The organism is Ruegeria sp. HKCCD6604, from assembly GCF_013110635.1.
Taxonomy (GTDB): domain Bacteria; phylum Pseudomonadota; class Alphaproteobacteria; order Rhodobacterales; family Rhodobacteraceae; genus Ruegeria.
This window is the reverse complement of sequence record NZ_WVQW01000002.1, coordinates 1-18,957: the sequence shown is the minus strand read 5'-3', so window position 1 is coordinate 18,957 and position 18,957 is coordinate 1. Positions and strand designations below refer to the sequence as shown.

Sequence of the window (18,957 nt, the reverse complement as noted above, 5' to 3'; positions counted from 1 at the left end):
TAGTGAAGTAGGATACTGGTGCTTCTGACTTTTAATCAGTGGGTCGCAGGTTCGAATCCTGCACGGCTCACCACTTTTTTCAAAGAGTTAGCAAGAATAGGCGAGATTTTCTCACGCCTACAGCAACCACCAAGCAACCACGCGGCATAGATTGACGAAGAAACGTGTACAAAACCGTTTCGTTGAATGTGTAGTCTTATTCTTTCAAGTAAACACTTAAGGCATTGCTATTTTGACTATTTTTGACCACGCGAAGAGTTTTTCTAAACCAACAACGCACAGATCGGCGTTTTTTTGTCGCGTGCAAATACTAACACCCTAGAACATCTCACGTTGCAGGCAAGTTGTCGCGCTGGTGTCGACTTGAAGCGAAAGGTTGGGTCTTGCTTAATGATGGGTTGGTTACCTTGAAGGTGGCACTTTGCAAACTCAGCATTGAAGTAACGCACCAATGGCTGCTAAGTGAGCAAACTTCCCTCGCGGACGCAGTTCAAAAGTAGGTGGGTCCTCGTCGGCAGTTTACGCTTTGAACCGGAATTTGTTCTTGGCTTCATGCAGTTTCTTTGCGGCTCGCTGAGGATCCGCCTTAATGCTCTCTGCGAGCTTGCCTCTAACACTGTCGATAGAATCACTCAGTTCATTTTCCTGAATGCCTTCAAGTGCGGCCAATGTAACTCCAAGACCTGCCAATTGCGTCGTTATCAACCTAATATGCTGATAGCGATGCGCGCGCTTAACGCTTGTGGTGTCGATGTGGCTGCGCATTTCCAGTAGGTCATCCTCGTATGATCCAGCAACCAAGCCCTACATTGTATGGTTAGACCACCGCGCGTGGTTTCCATCGTCAAGATCAGGCTCGCAGTATCGTACCTTCTCTAAAGCCTCGGCAATGGCATCGCCGAACAAGGCATCGAACTGGGACCACGTCCTGATCTGCCAACGATCTATGGCAAGCTGTTCCCCGCAACGCGCCACACGCAGCTTTGAGACGCATCAGAAGGGTCAAATGGGGGTGTAAATACGGACATCGTCCAAGCCCGCCGACTTACGTATGCGCCGCCGCGATTTTTACAGGTCATTTCGCGGTCCACTGTCAGAAGCGCTTAATTTTATACATGGATTTCCCGGTTGACGAGGCAATTCCATCAGGATGTCATGGGCTTCTCTCGGTAGAGGAATGCGGCGGCGTCCGGTCTTGCTGCCCTGCAATTCCAGATGGTGCGACTTACATAGCCCCAGCGCAGCGTCAGAATCTCGCTGAGGCGACATCCAGTGTAAATCAGTAGCAAGAGTGCCGACACTCCGTCCCGCTTCCGGCGATTAATCTGAGTATCAGAAGACCAAAAGTATGTAGTCTGATACTGGGAAGACGTGACTCTCATGGTTGGTAAGTCATTGAAAATCAGGAAGTGGTATAGGGTGGTTGTGACCGAAGGCCGAAGGGTCGTGACAATGCGTGATCTGGTCTTTGAGAATCGATTCCCCGACTGAATCACCGGCGTGGTTGCGGTCACGCGACGACGGCAATTTGGTAGAAAGAAGTCATCCAACAGAATTGGTCAGATGACTGCAACGAGCCCGAAGTAAACGGATGCTGCGCTCCGCACAAACGACGGCAACGCGCAAAAAGTTGATCTTGCAAAGAACAGCGTGCGGCCACTGCCGGCGTTACCAGCGAGCAGACGCGGTGGCATCAGAACGGGTTTGATTTGTACTGCAACAGAGCCAGAAGGTGTCCTCACGCTTTGGACGTTTCCGAGCCATTGGAACTGGTTGCCGACGTGTTCCGTGGGAATCGAAATTGCTCAAAACCAGCTTTGTCGCAATACTAGCTTCACTATTCAGCGCTGAACCAGATCGGCGATGTGTAAGCACGGTCCTGGACTTCTGCGGGAACCGCCTCGGGCAGCGGTATATCGTAGAAAGCTGCGTCTATGGTCGTCCATCGCGGCTTTGGAATTTCGATCACTCTCACGTAGTAAAACGTGTTGTTGTTCGGGTCAAAATCTGGGTCTTGCCAATAACCGGCGAGTTCCACAGAACCGATTGAGTTGCTGTATGTCGCGTTTTCAATGTCTACCGTCGAGCCTACTGGTTCGTGTGCACGGCCATCCTCTCCAATCTCTCGGCCATCGGAGACGGCCACGTCGAAGACCCGCTCATGAGTTTCGCCACTCTCGTCGATCCAGCCTTTGATAATTTGGACTCGGTCGAGGTTCGCGCCGTCTGGGTCGCGCAGCGCCCGGATCAGGAATCTGGGAGAAACCCCATTCGGCGCGTTCCTAAGGTCTCCGCCCATCGGCACGCCGTTCTTATACCCGTTGGAAACAAAATCCGAGGCGTACAGATCATCGGCATCAAAATTCCAGCCGCCAAAGACCCGGACTCGCATTCGCGGCCCGGTCGTAGCGTAGGCCTCTTTACGCTTGATTGCTCCGTGGACTTCCTCGCGGGTGTTTTCGCGCGCCCAAACAGCGGTGAGGCCTGCAGCCGATTCTTGCGCCGTAAGGATACGCAATGCCGGGTCTTCGGCCGGGATTACATCAAAGTTGTGACGGTTCGCTGAAGGCTCTGTGTGTTGGTACTTACCAAAGTAGTTGTCTTCCCGCGTGGTCGGGAGCGCGGTGTGCGTGTCCGTCGTGCCGTAGAAGCCGAACTTGAATGGGTTAACGCCTGTCTCCCGCTGAACTTCGAGCCCGACCTTCAAGGCAGAGCGCCCATACTCGTAGCGCAACATTTCAGGGGTCTTTGCGACGGTGCCCGAGATATTCGCAACGTCCCAGGTTTCGAAATCCGCAAACTCATCATCAGGTGACAGGAATGGGTGCGTTTCCTCGTCCCCCTTGATCTGGGTTACCTCATGCATCGGTTCCCAACGAATGCGTTTGGCGGCGTATTCCGCGTCCATAGGTGAGCCGTCGAATTTCGTAGGCGCGAACATTATTCCATTGGATATATTTCCGTTATGGGGAACAGATACTGCGCTTCCACCCGTCTCTTCTTCGTACGCAGCCAGATAGTCCCACAACGGCTCAGGGTCTTCGCTTTCAAAATAGGTAAATGGGCGGGTTCGACCGGTCTTATCGGCGCCGTCTCCGAAGATCACCACCCGGTGGAGATTGTTACCTCTCGGAGTTGATGTCCACTCGTACCCAGCCAATGATGTGAAGACGCCGGGTTCGTAGTATTCGTCGACCGTTTCCACGATTTGTTGCCAAAGGTCACCGTCCAAATCCAATCCAGCGGTCGGGTCTCGCCCTTCGATTGATGCGATTTCGATGATATCAGCGAACGCCTCCATCCGACCTTCTTGCCCGGAATTGAACCTTTCGTAAGTCAAACGACCCCACTCGTCAGCCAAAAGCCGAGGGTCAGCTGCTCGAACGGCGGTCGCAAGTCCCAACATTTCCGCGTGTTCAGTAATCGCGAGGAAATCGAGGGGCCTAATGAGTTGAACAGGTTGTCCGGTATTTGAGGTTATCCTCTCACCGCGGGCCACGCGGAAGGCGTCGTGGATGTTCAAAGAAGTCCCAACAAGCCCTGCGTCGAATGAGATTTCAGTATGGAAGTGAAGATCACCAAATAGAACCTGATCAGGATAAGATCGGTCGACAAACGGAGAGTAGGTCTGTGCAGGAACCACCTTATCTGGAGGTACTTCGCCTTCAAAGCCAACTGCTTGCGTTCCTAATGAAAGCGCCAAGGCGGTTGCAGCATGCAACATAATCGTGGGTTCAAAATGAGTTTTCATGACTGCCCCCCAGACAAAAAAACCAAAGCAAAAGTGTACGACAAAGCATGCATAAAATCAAATATTCAAGTGAGTGGGGTCCGCCGTCCCCCATCCGCGCGCGTGGACCTGTCCAAGACTCGTTTTTGAAGGACCGCTTTGGGCTGATTGCGGTACTTTGGAGCAAGAATGCAGAAGGATGCAAAGTCCGTATAACAGACTTTAAAGCACTTGAACCGCTGGTTCAGGAGTGGCAACCCGAAAGGGAACCAGCGTCACTTAGGAAACGTCATATGAAAAACCTTATTCTAACGTGTTGCTTTGGAACTATTTCCCTATGTTTCACAGCGTTTCCGTTGACTGCACAGCCGCGGCTAGGTTGGGCGTATCAGGTTGATGGGCTTGCCGCTTTTCAAGGGGATGCGGATTTGAGCGGCGTTGGCGAATTCTCTGCAAGTCGAACATTTCTTCGTGCGACCGCACTATACAATCTGGACGGAGGAAATTCAGTTGGGCTTTCCACCAGCTTTGGCAAACTGGATTATCGCTTCAGCCAATCAAACAACCAGCCATGGGAAAACATCCGTGACCTCCGCGTCGCTGTTCCTGTGCGGCTTCGAGTGAGTGATACAGCAACAGTTTTTGTGTCGCCACAGATCAGATGGGACTATCAAAGCGGGGCCTCCTCATCTGAAGGAAGAACCCATGGTATTTTTGCAGGAATTGCTTGGCAACTGAGCGAGCGCTTGACGATAGGTCCGGCCTTTGGCGCGTTTTCTCAATTTGACGAAAGCGGTACAGATTTTTTTCCAGCACTGCTGATCGACTGGGACATAAACGATCGCTGGAACTTGAATACTGGCTCTGGTGTCGGAGCGACGCAAGGTCCTGGACTGACACTGAGTTACGCGTTGAATGACACCTTGGACATTTCGTTGACCGCGCGATCGGAAAGGATTCGATTCAGGTTGGATGGGGATGGCCTTGCCCCGAATGGTGTGGGTGAGGATAAAAGTATCCCTGTAGTTCTTTCTGTTGGGTACAACCCGAACCCTGGGGTTTCATTAAGTGTCTTTGCTGGCGCAGAATTTGACGGCCGCCTGACGCTAGATGATGCGAATGGATTGGAAATTAGTCGTCAGAGCTATGAAACAGCGCCATTGGTTGGGCTGGCGTTCAGAGTCAGGTTCTGACCACAGCATTGAGCCAGTTTGCCAGTTGTGTGCGGAGTTTTTCTCACGGCTGAGTTCACGCGTCTAATTTGTCCACATAGGGGGCGTTCATCCCAAGTGCAGCAAACGACTGCAACGAGCCTAATCTGTCTTATGCTTCGGAACAGCCGAAGTCCGCATGTTTTAGGCGACCATCACGGACCGCGCCTTCGCAATGACCCTAAGCCAACGTGGAATAAACCTCGGCAACTCGCTGAAAGGTCCAAAAGCAGGCGATAGCCGCACACCCACCGGCTAAACCCACTCGCAGGGACATCCACAAACTGGAGTTCACACGCCGACACATTATCAAGGCGGGCCAGAGTGCAAGAATAATGGCAACTTGGCCAAGCTCGACGCCAAGATTGAAAGCAAGCAGGCTTTGCCAGATGTTTGGAGATGTGACCTGCAAGATCTTGTGCAAAACAAAGCTAAACCCAAGCCCGTGCAAGAGGCCAATTAGCGTTGTCAGAAGCACCATCGTGACCTCAGAGCGCGCGCTGTCCTTAAAACTCATAAACGCTGCGACGGCTGCAAATATGATGGAAAGCGCGATCCCGGTTTCGACGGCAGGAACAAACCACGCGCCCGATGGCACAAACCCGAAGAACCCCAGCGACAAAGTTACGCTATGTCCAACGGTAAAACCGGTTGCACGCAGCAATAGTGCCCTGAGTGTCTGCGCTCCGATGACCAAACACACAACAAATAAGACATGATCCAACCCTTCGAGGATATGTCGTATGCCTTCCCAGACGAAACTGAGGAATCCTCCATACCCCTTCTTCTGAACCACCAATGGTTCAGTCATCAGGCCCCGAGATCGGAATATCTGAGGCGTGTCAGACGCGTAGTCGAGAATGAGGTTGGCCGTTTGGTGCTGATCCGGCAAGCCGGGGTCTAGTACGTTAGAAATGCTGTACGATTGGATCGGGCCGTCAGTCTCATAATACAGGACGAGATCGACAATCGTATCACCAACAAAAAGCGGTGGCGTTAAGGCCGTTTCGGTGTCCACGGCCTGTTGAGCTTCGGCCAAAGTTGCAAATCCGGGCTCATTTCCAACGCGATGCAAGCGAACGGACTTAACTGTTCCTCTCAAGCGCTGATTGTCGACCAACAGATGCAACGCACCTTCCGCGAATTGCCCCAGCCCATTGGGATCGCTCATGAAAGCCTGCAAGTCGACAAAGTGGACTAACTGACCGTCGCTCATGGCATTGGTCGTGAATGGTGCAGCTTCCGGCAAGGCATCACCATTCTGATCACCGACCTTATCTGCAACAAGATAAGGCATGGGCGTACGCATGTAGACACGCAGACCGCCTTCGGAATGCTCGACATGCGAAATTCGAACGTTGAGGTTAAGCAAAAAATGCGCCGAGGCTGACAGCGTCAGTGACAAAAACACACCGACAAACAGAGTGCCGAAAGTAAAAACCTTTGATCTTAAATACTTATGCATTTGGATCGCGAGCCTCGATTACAGTTAATCCATCCAGCTTCCATTGCCCTGACTCAGGTATGACCTCGGCCAGCACTCGGAACGTAACCGCGCGTATATGGGCGTGCCCCCAATGACCACCTTGGGCTTTCACTGTCCATTTTGCCAGAGTTCTGAATCCACCCGGTTTAAGGGTCGGGTCAACGCGCTCTACTTTCAGGGCACTAATATCTGTAACTGTAGCAAGACTGCCTCCTGGCGTTCGGATCACGAGACCACGCTCTACCTCTGTTGCGATGTCGCCCAGAGATGCCGCCGTTACAATGTGGGCCAGCTCCGCCTTTCTTGCTGCCGGCGAAGTTTCCAGGGTCACCGTGTTCAAGTTTTTGACCATCGAGCGCAGTATGTCTTCCGCAACCTGCTGCTCAGGGGGCTCGGGCTTATTCCAGGGTAATTCCGGCAAATATCCCGAAAATACAAACGTTGCCGAAGCAGCGGCAATCATAGTAACGCAACTGGCACACTTTGCGACTTTGTCCCTGGTTAGCAGGAGAAAACCGAGTGAGACGGCGCTGATAATCCCGGCGATCAACGCCAAAGCCGGGTCCTGCCGTTTCTGCTGCTCAACTGGAATCTGAGTAACAGATGCTCTTTGGTACTGGAGCAGGTGGTTCTGCCAGTGAAACTGCGGGTCAGCAGATGAAACAGCCCCAAAGAACGGCCCTGCGATATCGTTTGAAATCGTTGCGACGCGGGAAATCTCCTCGTCAAACATATCCCATGTGACTGTCACCTGATTGGGAAGGTCTGCCGATGAGAAAGACAGGATAGCCCCGATAAACGCATTGTTCACGGACACTTCCTTTCCAGGCTCGACAACCTGATAACCCTGCGATGTCAGCTCCAGGAGCTTTGCTGTAGCGTTCGACGGTTGCACTAATTTGCCATCAATTGTCACCGGGTTACGAGAAGCCAGGAAGGACGCCGCTTGGTTTACGATCATGGCGCTACGCTGTGGCGAAAGTGTTTGACCGACTTCGGTAGTTTCACCAATCCAAGGCGCCAGTTCACGCAAGCGGATCAGCGTCTCATGCCGAACTTCACGAGGTTCGATGTAGAGAAAGGTGGATGTCCCGTCCTGCGCTTGTCGATTTAGGCTTTCAGCAGAAAAACGGCTATCCCACGGATCAGGCCAGTGAATCCTTAACTCTGCCGGCTTTGACAAGAAGCTGAAATCGGTGACCGGAACCTGTCGGTCAAAAACCTGCATCCCGATAGTCGCCAGTGGTTCACCATCCCGCGATGGAGGCATAATAGTCAGCTCGTTGGGAACTGTGTTTTGAAACGCAAAGAACACTTTGACGAACAGAACACGCGGATCTTTTGGCGGGCTGGGAACAATTTGACCCGAGAATGGATTCCGCTGACCTGCAAGTGGCGAGGCCCGGTCGATGCGTGTTCGGTATTCTAAATTTCTGATTTCAGCGTTTAGGGGCTGATTGTCCCTTCCAACAATCGATAACGCCCGACTTTCGGCTTGGGCAAAACCTTGATTGGTCTCTTTTTCAGCCTCCGGCTTACTCTCGACGAAATCCGATGACCAACCGATTGGCAACATATCAGTAAACAACGGAATATCTTCGATATAGATCTCAAGGTCGACGTAGACCCCATCGTCTTTGATATGAAGGACAGCGATGTTGGGGGCGACTTCTGATCCGTTAGTCAGAACGACATCCGCCGAAACGGCGCGTGCACCTGAGGCCATCAGGCTCAGCATCAGAAATAGTCGGCACAGATACTGCCAAATTGGAATTTTGTTCACCCCTGAACTTTAATTTTCCGGCATTGGCGGTGGCCTGTAACCATCCCATTTTCCCGCTTTGACTTTGTCGGACGGCTCTTTTTCTTTTGAACGTTGGGCATTGATATACTCGTCGCTCACGGCTGGTGGCAGTGCATAGTCATCAACACTCGCTTCCCGAACAACGATCTGGTCCTTGGTCACGTTGATCACCTGAAGATCTCGCGCGAGTGTGAGCGGTCCATCGTAAGTCGAACGGACACCTTCCAAAATCGCCTGATAATTCTCGGGTGAAAGAACAGAATGATACCCCAGCGCCATACGCGGTTCGACCGCAGACATCACTTTGCCAAACGCCGCAGGTTCGGTATGAACGCGCGTGGCTACATAGGTTGCCTGTTTCATGTCCCAGCCAAAATATGGGGCCAAAGCATCAGGTGGCAGAAAAGCCTCGTGAGAAGCGATATCCGCCCCTTTGGCATATTCTACATACCATTTGTTTGGGTAAGTATCTCCGCCAAAGACGTATTTCAGCCCATTCCATTCCAGAGAATAACTCACCGAGCCATCTAGGCTGTGGATGGCAGGCCAGGACCGGATAGTTACGTCGTTCTCCTGATAAACGATCTCGTTTTCCTGCATGTAATCGAATTCGGTAACTTCAAGCTTGGCACCATCATCCGGCAGCGCCCCCGTACGTGTGGCCAGATCCCAAGCATAGGCTTTTGACATTCCTTCTACATAGGCTTTGGTGCCCAGTTCATCCTCTGATCCGGACGGGCCGAAGACGCGGAGCGGAGTATATCTGCCCGAAAGCCAACCCCCAACATGAAGACCCATGAAGTCTCCAACGTGGTCTACATGCAAATGACTGAAAAAGACCTTATCGACCTTCGCAAAATCCGGTCTCAATGAAAACAAGTTTCCAGTTGCACCCGTGCCCACGTCAAACAGGAAAACGTCTCCATTTCCTAGTTCAACATAAAATGAAATCGAAACGGCAGCTTTGGTTTGGTTGGGCATCCCCGTCCCCAATGCAGTGATACGCATCTCATCCGCGCCAAGGATTTCAGTGTTGGGAAAGTATGACGCGGGATAAACACCATTTTCAATTGCAGAAGCAGTTCGACCAGTCGGCAGCGCGTTTTGCGCTGAAGCGGTGCCAGCCAACGACAAACCCAATGCCAATAGTGCGCCAGTCGTGGAATTCATAATGCTATTCATTGATCCCCCCCTTTTCTGCATGTCGTTTGGGAGAGCACGATGTCGTGAACTCCCAGTCAACCATAGACTTCTCTACGGTAAGTCCATAGACTGCTCTATGTCAAACAAAGAATGCTGTAATCTGAATGTCAGAAACTATCACCCGAGCCTCACCCAAAAACGCCGCGACCAAAGAAGACTGGATATTGCTGGCCTACAAAGTCCTGAACGAGGGCGGCGTTTCCGCGATAAAAATCGTACCAATGGCAAAGCGAATGAACCTGACAAGCGGTAGCTTTTATTGGCATTTCAAAAACGTCCGTGAGCTTTTGGATGAGGTTCTCAGATATTGGGAGCAGGAACTGACTGACAAAGTGATCGCACAGGCAAAGACATTTGGCGGCCCCCCGGAAGACCGAATTCTTCTTCTTATGAAAAAGGTCATTGAAGAGGACGCCGCATTGCCTGATCACGCTGTCTCAGTCTGGGCGAATACCGATGAGAAGGTGAAAGAATCGTATCAAAGAACCATCGGCAAACGCTTCCAATTTGCCGCCTGGATGTTTGAACAGGCCGGTTTCTCGAATGAGGAAGCGAAAGCGCGTGGAAGACTCATGGTCACGTCGCTAATGGGAGACTCTTCGACTGGTCTGAAGGCGCAAGGCGATTGGGAAAAGGTCATCGAACGGGAACACGCAATTCTTGTCGGAAAGTAGAAAAAAAGTCAGGATACTAGCCAGATTAGGATGCTTGCTGGAAACGGAACACTAGTTTTACCAGCCTCATGACCCATTGGATTAAGTTATGCGGCGTGATTCACGGTTCGAAAACGAGCGATTAACATGTCTGATCACTTCTGACTAACGGACACGCAGATGGCGCGTCTTGAGCCTTTCTTCTCGCAGTCCCACGGGAAACCTCGCGTCGATGAGAAGCGTGTTTTGAGTGGGATTATATTCATTAATCGTAACGGGTTAAGATGGCGTGATGCACCCAAGGAATACGAGCCACACAAGACCTTGTACAACTGTTGGAAGCGGTGGAGTGATAAGGGCATCTTCGCGGAAATGATGATGGGCCTGTCCGCCGATCACGGCGAAGAAAAGACCGTGGTGATTGATGCGACCTATCTGAAGGCGCACCGCATGGCATCCAGCCTCGGGGTCAAAAAAGGGGGCGATGACGACTGATACACTGCCTGGCAGGCGCATCTACAGGATGCTGCCGAGAGGGGACGCACCAAAGGCGGCATGAACACGAAGCTAGATGCCATCTGTGACAGCCAGGGGCACCCGTTGAACTTCTTTATGACCGCCGGTCAGGTCAGTGATGATACCGGTGCAAAGGCCCTGCTAAACGGTCTGCCGGACGTGGATTGGCTGCCTGGAGATCGTGGATATGATGCCGATTGGTTCAGAGAAGCGTTACAAGACAAAGGGATAAAGGCCTGCACACCTGGTCGAAGACAGCGAAAGAAGCCCATCCGATACGACAAGCGACGCTACAAACGTCGCAACCGTATTGAGATCATGTTCGGCAGGTTGAAAGATTGGCGGTGAGTTTCAACGCGATACGACCGCTGCCCGAAGGCTTTCCTGTAAGCAATCGCACTCGCGGCTATCGTCATATACTGCTTATGAGCTCTGAGGTTAGCGCTTGTAATTCCAACTCTCGAACCTTGCTAAGTTCCACCTCGCGTAACTTAGTCGTGCCGTGACTTTGTGCTAAACACCTCCAAGGCTTCTTGTGATGTTTCGACCAAAAGGTTTACCCGTCTCTGGATCAGTGGTGCCCTTTAAAATCTTGGGCGTAGACATCCTAACCCGCCAAGCTGTACCGGGTCCGCTTGGTTGCTCAAGGTTCCTATCATTACTCATGGCCTACTTTTCGTGTTTTAAATTCGTCGTGTAAGTCCACCACCCCCGTGACACCACGCACGCCAAATGATCACTAAAATAGAGACTTACAAAAACTGGCGACCCCGGCAGGATTCGAACCTGCAACCTGCCCCTTAGGAGGGGGCTGCTCTATCCAGTTGAGCCACGGGGCCACGACTATACAAACGATGCCATGCACTGTCGCCACATGCACGTTCTGTCACGCAGAAGTACCCATGTTGTCAGTAGGTTGAGTGTCGCATGCCGTACCGTGAAGTGCAACACGCGAGGTGTTCAGCAGTGCACGTGCCTCTACGACAAACACGCGATGTGAAGTGTCAAACATGATCCGAATTGCAGTGCAGTGCAGCGGAAGTGCAGCGGAACATCAAGCACAGATGCGAAGGACATCGGCCAACAACGGCAACACTCCCCCGCCAACTTCCCAAAGCCGTGGAGGATGCAACCGGTGCCGGTGGGAGGGATGTCGCACGAGCACCCCTCAGCGGCTGTCGATGCGTGTCAGTTCGGCAGTTGAACGAGCGCACAACCACGTTCACGCATCCATATCTGGGCACGCACACTTCGGTCGTCGATCCACTTCTTCATCGTCTCTTGCGTCATCTGCGTTGGTGGAGGCACCGCTTCCTTCAAGTCATCTTGCACATCATCCCAACACCTCTGCACTGCTCGACCGACAGTTAACCCAACTTGGAAGGCCTCCTCTGCATCCGCGAGAAGACGCGGTCGGTCGGTCGGCATCAAAGAACCCACGCAAATCGGCAGTTCATAGAAGTTGTTTACAACGATCTGCCCACTTCTCACAGCAGTGACAAGTTCGCGTCCTGCTGTATGGAAGACTTCTGCGATGCGCCTGTTTTCGTCGTTATCCCCTGCGGTTGACGCAAGTCCGATGCACTGTTGCGCCTGACCAAGAACCGCAAGTAACTGATTTGCACGCTCAACCGTCATCGGTTGTTCCTGCGCAACCGATGCAGCCGACGACGTGAACACAAAGGCAACGGCGGCCGCGACGTTCTTAAAGTGCATCTTCAACTCCACAACATCCCCTACACATAACGCCAGTGTGCCGCGCACACATATGATCTGCAACGTTCGCAGCCATGTTTATCTCAACCAAAGACCCGCTTTCACAGTCGATCAGTGGCGGGTTATCAACAGCAAACAGCGTGTGTGCATACCCTTGTTTCGTAAGCTCAAACCGGCACACGCGATAGCAGTGAAAGCTGCGACACTCTCTCTCGCCACTTTTAAAGTCCTGATCTGCGGTGAGTGGACAGCGAGGACAGTGATTACAACCACGCTTCAAGCCTCGCACTGCAACCATAGACCTTTGACCCACTTTGCAGGCTAGTGCAGTCTTCGACGCGATTGTTAAGCCAAAGTCCGTTCGAAACTAAGCACATGCCGTTATTTAGTAGGCTTGGCGGCTGGGTATGACACCCCGCACTCCACCGCGCGGCTCGGCAACGTCGCCTTCACGTCTCGGTATAAGATGAAAGTGAACGTGGAACACAGTCTGTCCCGCTGACGCGCCAGCGTTAACTCCGACGTTGAACCCAGACACAGACTGGTCCAGCGCGTTTATGTCGGCTTTGAGTTCACGCATCATGGCGTTCGCTGCGTTATGCTCAGGTTGGTGCAGGTCGAAGTAGTCCGCGACGTGGCGCTTAGGTATCACGAGCGTGTGCAAGTGCGTGACGGGGTAAGCGTCACGTATAGCAAAGCACAACTCGTTCTCAGCGATGATGCGTTCCTGCTCAACGTTGCAGAAAATACAGTCCTCTACGCGTTCGTCGTAGCTTTTGAGGATACCTCGAAAGTCGGTGTCGTCTGTGTCGCGCTTGTTTGCGTTGCACGTGCTGCATAGCGCTTGAAAGTTGCTGATGTCGTCACTGCCACCTTTGTTGCGCGGTATGATGTGGTCAACTTGCAGTGCCGCTTGATGCTCGTGTGCACCGCACAACTCACATCGCATCTTTGCACGTGAAAAAACTTTGTACCTGACTGACCCGGGAACGTAGCCAGAAGTGTTTCGGCGATGGTCCCAGATAGCTGCACCGCGCTTGTCGATGTAAGTGCTGATCTTCTCATCGCATAGGGCGGAAAGCCTCTCGGCATCTTCAGTTGTTAGGTTTTCAACCGCGAGCCTGTAACCGATAGTGCGCGCGCCTTTCTTGATAGGTTCGACGATACCGTTACTGGTCAACACTTTGCCGACCATCTGTTTCGTTCGGTCCTCGTAGTACTCAACTTGCGACTGATCGTGAGACAGCAGCCCTTGCGCGATGTCACGCGTAGATGCCTGTCCACCAGCTTGAAGCAACACCCGCAGCATAGCTGGTTGATAGACCTGAGACATGCGCATCTTGTTGCGCAGATAGTCTTCGAGTTCAGCCGCCGTCATACTTCCTCCACCGATACACCAGACGCCTGCTTATACGAACTGTTGCAACACTATGCTATGCGAAGGCGGAGTTTGCATGGCGCAGCGCAATAAGGTGATGAAGGTCGGAGAAGATGACAGGGCGCAAGCGCGAGGGGTTTGGTTCTGGCTAACGATCTGCGAGCGTGCCTGTTAGTTCGTTGTCACCGTTTTGTGGAAGGGAAGGCGAAAGTTACAGCGCACAGGGTAGTTCTCCTCCCACCGATCAGTCCTGCCGAACCAGCCCCGTCGAAGATAGACTACACTTATGTAAGCTTGCCCGTTGTAGTTCGTAAACGAAACATGGCCTGCGCCGCCACCTTCAAGTTTATGGCGACACCCTCGCCAACCATCACTGTTGCACGTCCAAGTGTAAACTTCAGACGGTAGTGCATCGGTTTCACCATATTCTGGAAACCCTTTCGTATGCGTTACCGTGTTATCCGAGTTAAACACGAACGTGTCAGTTGCTATGTCCTCTGCGCTGTCTTGTCTCTCACACACGTTTGCATGCGCTCCACCTGTTGCAAGAAGAAGTGCCGCAAACCCGGCTGTAAACGAACGCAGAACTCGCATCTGTCAAACTCCATAGTCTTTCAGTTGGGCAAAGACTTAGTGGAACTCGTTACTAAGGTCTTTCGCGCAACTGCCAAACACTTTGGGAAACGAGCCAGATCAGACAAACTATCTCGTGGGATGTGCCGTCAGCCGAACAACACTACGTTGTCATCACCTCCGACACTGCTTTTGGTCATCCGCCCAGCACGTCGTAGTCGATGCCCGATCACAGAGAACATCGGGTGTAGCACCACAACGCCTTCTTGGGTGCGCCCGAGCAAACCGCAGTCGATTAACTCGTTCACGCCTTGACGCGCCGACCACTCAGGCACGCCTGCATCTTCTGCCGCTGTACGCAGTATCGGGCTGTTGTCGCTGACATGATCCCCGCGCGACACCCACCGTATCATCGCCATCAGCATCGCCTGTCCATGCCGCGACAAGCCGTGAAAGGCGCGCAGTGCTGCTGAGTTCGAAAGTTCGACTTGTACGTCCGGAACACTCAGTGTTTTCGAAGCGTATGAAGGTTCAACAACGTCCGCCGACTTTCCTTGGTTGTGTGGCCTTGTAGTTGACTGACCGCTTCTCATCGTGCCGCCCTCCGACTGCTCTTTGTGGTCACATGTTCTTTCTCTGACGCCACGAAGACGCTACCAAGTGCATCGACCTTCTGCTGTGGCGTGTCGTCGCCACGTATGATCGCCATGCCTTCCTCGAACACGCGAGACAGTGCATCAAGCTTTGCAAGTGCGTCGTCTCTTTGGTTGCTTAGTTTGTAGTGCTCCTTGGCGTGTCTCTCTTCCTGAAGTTCGATCAACTCCGACTTACGCTTGCTGCTGCCTCTTGCTTCGTCTCGCTCGTTTCGCGCCTCGTCGCGTTGGGAACGCATCTTGCGCTTCTCGGCCACGAGTTCTTTGTTGCGTCGGCGCAGATACGTCACGCCGTTTGGGGTCTCTTTCGTCTCAGCCTGTTCGTCGCCAGTGCTGTTGAACCCGTCGCGCTTGGTCTTCTGTGGAGCTACCACGCCCTGTACTGGTGCGCCTTGCAACAGTGTCGGTTTCATCGTCGGCGTGCACTGCGCCATCGACAACGTGTTCACTGACGCTGGCCGCGTGCCGTTAGGGGCATCGGCGGCATGCAGCAGCCCGATACCTGCGAACCACTCAACCACGTCGTTGAACTCGTCTTCGGTGAACACCTCCACGTGCAACTGTCCGGCTACCTCTCCGTCGAAAGGTTTACCATCTCTCGTGGCGTCGTTCGCCAAGCGACCGCGCAACAAGTCCGCTGACGGGTGCAAGAAACGGCGCGCGTTCTCAAACGAGAGATCGGCAACACGCATGCATAAAGTCGGAACCGTGTACCTGCACTCGTCTGGCATCAGATCGTCCCCGTCAGGCTCAAACGTGCCGTCAGGGTTCCAACTCCCAAGCGGTTTACAGTCTGCAAAGTCAAACGGGTTCACCATCGCCTGCACCGCAGCAAGGAAGCGCGCATGTTTGTGAGAAGGCAACGCGTGGACAAGTCGGAGCGCGATGTCATCTGTCCATGATGAACTGCGTTCGCGTCGGCGATCAAAGTCAGGCTCAAACATCACCTCGCCGTTGATGAGCTTCACGCTGCCGTTTTCGTTGCGTTTCGCCTTTGGCAGATACCCAAGGACCGTCATACGTGTCGCTGTGCATGCAGCATCAAGCAGTGCATGCTCCTGTATGTTGGCCTGATCTGGCTTCTCCGAGCTTGAACAGTTCCCCAGAGAGCCGCCCTCTGTATCTGAGGAAGTGTTCAAGTTTGAAGGGCCGTTCTTCTCTATCTCGCGCTGAGTGTCGTCGCCCTTGTCGTGTTGGCCGGTCATACTGGCAGCGTGACCCTCTGAGTTTGTTTGGTCATCAGTCATCCCTTGCCACCTCCTTCCTTTCGTTCGTTTGGTTTGTATCGAGCCTCTCAGTTCGCCCAGGCATCTTCGTCCTGCTGTCGCGTCCGTTTGTTCTCTGTCCCGGCTTCGCCGTAGCCTGCACTGTCTTTGCCACTTAGTTGATGTACTGAAGTGCGCCTTGAACCGTTTGTTCAGCGTAGCGAACACGCGCTTCGCCCACTCTTGTTCTGGTCTTCTCAGAGTAAGCCAGCAGTGCCGCAGTGACCTCTTCTGGGGTCGCGCCACTTGATAGCAGGAAGGTAGCCATGTGAGCGTCGGCCTTACTCGTGTCATCAGGGAAGCGAGCAAGCACCTCGTCAAACATCGCTTGCATGAGCGCATCGTCAGTCATCGCTACAACCTCGATGTCCGATGCTTCGTTACTGGCTCTCACCGATGCTTGTGTCCCTGTCAGCGCGGCCCTTTCCTGCGCTTCTACCAGCAGGCGCGAGTTGAAACGAAGGCGCGGTGTGTGGTGGCGATCTTGGTGCACCAGAACGAGTGGTGGCTTTCCATCCGGCAACACGCGTTCTGGCTTTGGGTTGCGCGTCGTTGGCACTCTGCCGTGTTGCGTTGGTTTGGCGCTACCGCGATCAGCTGCGTACTGCTCGGCCAAGATACGGCAAGCCACTGCATGCACATCGGGCGGGTGGTTACGACCAGACAGCGTGACCCAAGCTTGGAAGTTGTCATCGCTGGTTTCCACAACTGCGCTCGGTCTTATGCCATCGCACGCCATCAGGTGGAGTGCATCGGCGCTGAAGTCGTCAACAAGTACATGGGTCAGAGGTCCGTCAGGGCGGAAGAAAACGTGATGCGACTTTGCCGACATCGCTGCAAACCAGTCGGCTGCGGCGACGAACTGCTTTGGTGTAAACTGACGGCAAGCCACGACTTTGCCGCCAAGGGAGATGATGCGTATGTCGAACGTTTCGCAGGGCAGTGCATCAACCAGTTTGTGAAGCCAGATGCGACGTCGATCAGTCATCGCTGTATCCTTGGTTCGCGTTGGTCACTGGGCCGCCTTTCTGAACGGTAATAGATCCAGACCCCTCGGCGAAGCGAAGCGCCGCCCCTGTCATCTGCTCACTTTCAAGCCGCTTTGCCTGATCTCGGGTAGCCGATCGGGTCTCACAGCCATCGTTCCGACGCCGCAGTGCTCTCAGCCAAGCATCGACCTCACACTGGTCGAACTGCACTCGACCTCGAAGCCGATACCAAGGAGGACAAGCGGTTGTGTCGCCGTTCCGATGATCCATCATCATGCGGTTCAGAGTTCGGAGTGAGACCCCGATGCGATCTGCGGTTTCTTGCTTGCTGAGCGGTGGCAAGTTGGCGGCTCCGATGTCTGGTGATCTGGTGCCGCCTGCGCAACGCCACTCCGACAGAGTGATGGCACGTTGCGGTCTTTGGTCAGGACTTCTGGGACACTTTCCCAGTACGTCCGAAGGTGGCACAAACTGGCTCAAAGGTCAAGCCAGAAGGTACAACATGATGTGTGTATGCTACGAGAATGCACTGCATGACACAACATACAGTGCTTGCACTCACGCTACATGTCACTCTGCAGCATGCAACTTGGCTACGATGTCGGCAGTTTGCAGGTGCACATAGCGTTGAAGCATCTGCAACGTGCGGTGACCGCTCACTTGCTGCACTTCGATCAGCGACAAACCTCGTTCAACAAGTCTGCTCAAGGCCTCGTGGCGCAAGTCGTGAAAGCGTAGGTCTTGAACTTGTGCACGCCTGCGCAAACGCTCAAAGCCCTGCTGTACACAGTCTCCGCTCAGTGGAAACACGTGATCATCGTTGCGTGAGAGTGCTGACAGGAAGTCAACGGCAACGGGCGACAAAGGCACAGTGCGCGCGTGGCCGTTCTTGGTCTTTGGCAACAGTGCCGTGCAACGTTGCAGATCAACGTGCCGCCACTGCATCGTAAGCAACTCACCACGACGCATCGCGGTTTCAACAGCCAACACAAGCAACGGACGCAGCAGTTTGTTGCGATCTTGATCGCATGCCTGCATCAAGCGTTGCCACTCGCCAGCTTGCAGCCGTAGTTCCCTGCGATCATCGACGCGCGGTCGTTTCACTTGCTGCACCACGTTGACGGCACCTGCATCAAGCGCGTGGCCAACTGCACCCTGTAACAGCGTCAACTCTCGAACGACTGTGCTTGCGGCAACCTTCTGCAAACGCTCGTCGCGCCACTTGGATACGTCCGCAACTGTTAGTGTGTCCAACCGAAGACGCGTGAACCGTTGATGATGCTTCAACATCGCGTCGATGCAACGTTGCTCTCGGTCTCCGCTGCGATGTGTAGGCGCTACAGTATCTCTGTACTTTGCGAGGGCAAAGCTGAGCGTGCACTTGTCCGACATGCCGCCTTTGCGTTGCGTTATCATACCGCGCTCAGCTTGGAGCTCCGCTTCGCGGGCCCACTTTATCGCGTCTACTCTCTTGGTGAAGGACTTGCTGCTGCTTCGTCCTTGATACCTTACCGTTGCCTGCCACTTGCCGCTTGGTCGCTTGTTTATCGTCGCCATCTCGCATCACTCCTTTGTGCGTAAAAGGGCGATCTGCGTGCAGCGCTACGGCTGTCAGTGCAGCGGAGGCGCAGCGCTTGTAGTTGCCCGCAGTGTTCAACAACACATGCTGAGCACGCAAACTACTGACTACGCTGTAAGATCAGTGGCGACCCCGGCAGGATTCGAACCTGCAACCTGCCCCTTAGGAGGGGGCTGCTCTATCCAGTTGAGCCACGGGGCC

13 protein-coding genes, 2 tRNA genes and 2 pseudogenes are annotated in these 18,957 nt (G+C 53.4%); 4 read left to right on the top strand and 13 right to left on the bottom strand.

Annotated features, from left to right (window positions below):
• Positions 1-519: 519 nt before the first annotated feature.
• Positions 520-765, bottom strand: a complete 246-nt coding sequence (locus GS614_RS08125; protein WP_171330544.1) for a hypothetical protein — start codon at positions 763-765, stop codon at positions 520-522.
• Between the two features lie 1,072 nt (positions 766-1,837).
• On the bottom strand, positions 1,838-3,751 hold the full coding sequence (locus GS614_RS08120) for a DUF3604 domain-containing protein (RefSeq protein ID WP_171725973.1): 1,914 nt from the start codon (positions 3,749-3,751) through the stop codon (positions 1,838-1,840).
• Positions 3,752-4,023: 272 nt separating this feature from the next.
• Between GS614_RS08120 and GS614_RS08115 the strand changes: the two genes are divergently transcribed.
• Positions 4,024-4,923, top strand: coding sequence for a hypothetical protein (locus tag GS614_RS08115; RefSeq protein WP_253285322.1), 900 nt, complete (start codon positions 4,024-4,026; stop codon positions 4,921-4,923).
• A gap of 199 nt (positions 4,924-5,122) precedes the next feature.
• Here the strand turns inward: GS614_RS08115 and GS614_RS08110 are convergent, their stop codons facing one another.
• From GS614_RS08110 to gntH, 3 genes are read right to left on the bottom strand one after another with little or no spacing between them, the layout of a single operon-like run.
• On the bottom strand, positions 5,123-6,346 hold the full coding sequence (locus tag GS614_RS08110) for a HupE/UreJ family protein (protein ID WP_171725972.1): 1,224 nt from the start codon (positions 6,344-6,346) through the stop codon (positions 5,123-5,125).
• 52 nt (positions 6,347-6,398) lie between these two features.
• Positions 6,399-8,210 carry a hypothetical protein gene (locus GS614_RS08105; RefSeq protein ID WP_171171406.1) on the bottom strand — a complete coding sequence of 604 codons (1,812 nt, stop codon included), beginning with the start codon at positions 8,208-8,210 and terminating at the stop codon, positions 6,399-6,401.
• Between the two features lie 9 nt (positions 8,211-8,219).
• Complete coding sequence (gene gntH, locus GS614_RS08100; RefSeq protein ID WP_171725971.1) at positions 8,220-9,413, bottom strand: guanitoxin biosynthesis MBL fold metallo-hydrolase GntH; 1,194 nt, start codon at positions 9,411-9,413, stop codon at positions 8,220-8,222.
• 185 nt (positions 9,414-9,598) lie between these two features.
• On the opposite strand from gntH, the gene GS614_RS08095 reads away from it, so the two are divergent.
• Both GS614_RS08095 and GS614_RS08090 read left to right on the top strand, forming a co-directional pair.
• On the top strand, positions 9,599-10,108 hold the full coding sequence (locus GS614_RS08095) for a TetR/AcrR family transcriptional regulator (RefSeq protein ID WP_171725970.1): 510 nt from the start codon (positions 9,599-9,601) through the stop codon (positions 10,106-10,108).
• A gap of 126 nt (positions 10,109-10,234) precedes the next feature.
• Positions 10,235-10,993, top strand: a pseudogene (locus GS614_RS08090) (IS5 family transposase).
• Positions 10,994-11,365: 372 nt separating this feature from the next.
• Here the strand turns inward: GS614_RS08090 and GS614_RS08085 are convergent.
• A tRNA-Arg gene (locus GS614_RS08085) sits at positions 11,366-11,442 on the bottom strand.
• 171 nt (positions 11,443-11,613) lie between these two features.
• Here GS614_RS08085 and GS614_RS22425 point away from each other — a divergent pair.
• Positions 11,614-11,772, top strand: a pseudogene (locus GS614_RS22425) (hypothetical protein); the annotation flags it as partial.
• 19 nt (positions 11,773-11,791) lie between these two features.
• On the opposite strand, the gene GS614_RS08080 reads toward GS614_RS22425, so the two are convergent.
• The 7 genes from GS614_RS08080 to GS614_RS08050 all read right to left on the bottom strand — a co-directional run bounded on the left by GS614_RS08080 (position 11,792) and on the right by GS614_RS08050 (position 18,957).
• Complete coding sequence (locus GS614_RS08080) at positions 11,792-12,319, bottom strand: hypothetical protein (RefSeq protein WP_171725969.1); 528 nt, start codon at positions 12,317-12,319, stop codon at positions 11,792-11,794.
• A gap of 385 nt (positions 12,320-12,704) precedes the next feature.
• Complete coding sequence (locus GS614_RS08075) at positions 12,705-13,697, bottom strand: HIT family protein (RefSeq protein ID WP_216601134.1); 993 nt, start codon at positions 13,695-13,697, stop codon at positions 12,705-12,707.
• Between the two features lie 722 nt (positions 13,698-14,419).
• Positions 14,420-14,863 (bottom strand): hypothetical protein, encoded by a 444-nt coding sequence (locus tag GS614_RS08070; protein WP_216601133.1) that lies wholly within the window; start codon positions 14,861-14,863, stop codon positions 14,420-14,422.
• On the bottom strand, positions 14,860-16,170 hold the full coding sequence (locus tag GS614_RS08065) for a hypothetical protein (protein ID WP_171725967.1): 1,311 nt from the start codon (positions 16,168-16,170) through the stop codon (positions 14,860-14,862). Before GS614_RS08065 ends, GS614_RS08070 begins: the two co-directional genes overlap by 4 nt.
• Positions 16,171-16,303: 133 nt before the next feature.
• Positions 16,304-17,176 (bottom strand): DNA-primase RepB domain-containing protein, encoded by an 873-nt coding sequence (locus tag GS614_RS08060; RefSeq protein WP_171725966.1) that lies wholly within the window; start codon positions 17,174-17,176, stop codon positions 16,304-16,306.
• 571 nt (positions 17,177-17,747) lie between these two features.
• Complete coding sequence (locus GS614_RS08055) at positions 17,748-18,734, bottom strand: site-specific integrase (protein WP_171725965.1); 987 nt, start codon at positions 18,732-18,734, stop codon at positions 17,748-17,750.
• Between the two features lie 146 nt (positions 18,735-18,880).
• Positions 18,881-18,957 (bottom strand) — tRNA-Arg (locus GS614_RS08050).

Coding starts and splice junctions, on each gene's coding strand:
- GS614_RS08125 (WP_171330544.1), bottom strand. CDS start 765: ATGCGCAGCCACATCGACACCACAAGCGTTAAGCGCGCGCATCGCTAT.
- GS614_RS08120 (WP_171725973.1), bottom strand. CDS start 3,751: ATGAAAACTCATTTTGAACCCACGATTATGTTGCATGCTGCAACCGCC.
- GS614_RS08115 (WP_253285322.1), top strand. CDS start 4,024: ATGAAAAACCTTATTCTAACGTGTTGCTTTGGAACTATTTCCCTATGT.
- gntH (WP_171725971.1), bottom strand. CDS start 9,413: ATGAATAGCATTATGAATTCCACGACTGGCGCACTATTGGCATTGGGT.
- GS614_RS08080 (WP_171725969.1), bottom strand. CDS start 12,319: ATGCACTTTAAGAACGTCGCGGCCGCCGTTGCCTTTGTGTTCACGTCG.
- GS614_RS08075 (WP_216601134.1), bottom strand. CDS start 13,697: ATGACGGCGGCTGAACTCGAAGACTATCTGCGCAACAAGATGCGCATG.
- GS614_RS08070 (WP_216601133.1), bottom strand. CDS start 14,863: ATGAGAAGCGGTCAGTCAACTACAAGGCCACACAACCAAGGAAAGTCG.
- GS614_RS08065 (WP_171725967.1), bottom strand. CDS start 16,170: ATGACTGATGACCAAACAAACTCAGAGGGTCACGCTGCCAGTATGACC.
- GS614_RS08060 (WP_171725966.1), bottom strand. CDS start 17,176: ATGACTGATCGACGTCGCATCTGGCTTCACAAACTGGTTGATGCACTG.
- GS614_RS08055 (WP_171725965.1), bottom strand. CDS start 18,734: ATGGCGACGATAAACAAGCGACCAAGCGGCAAGTGGCAGGCAACGGTA.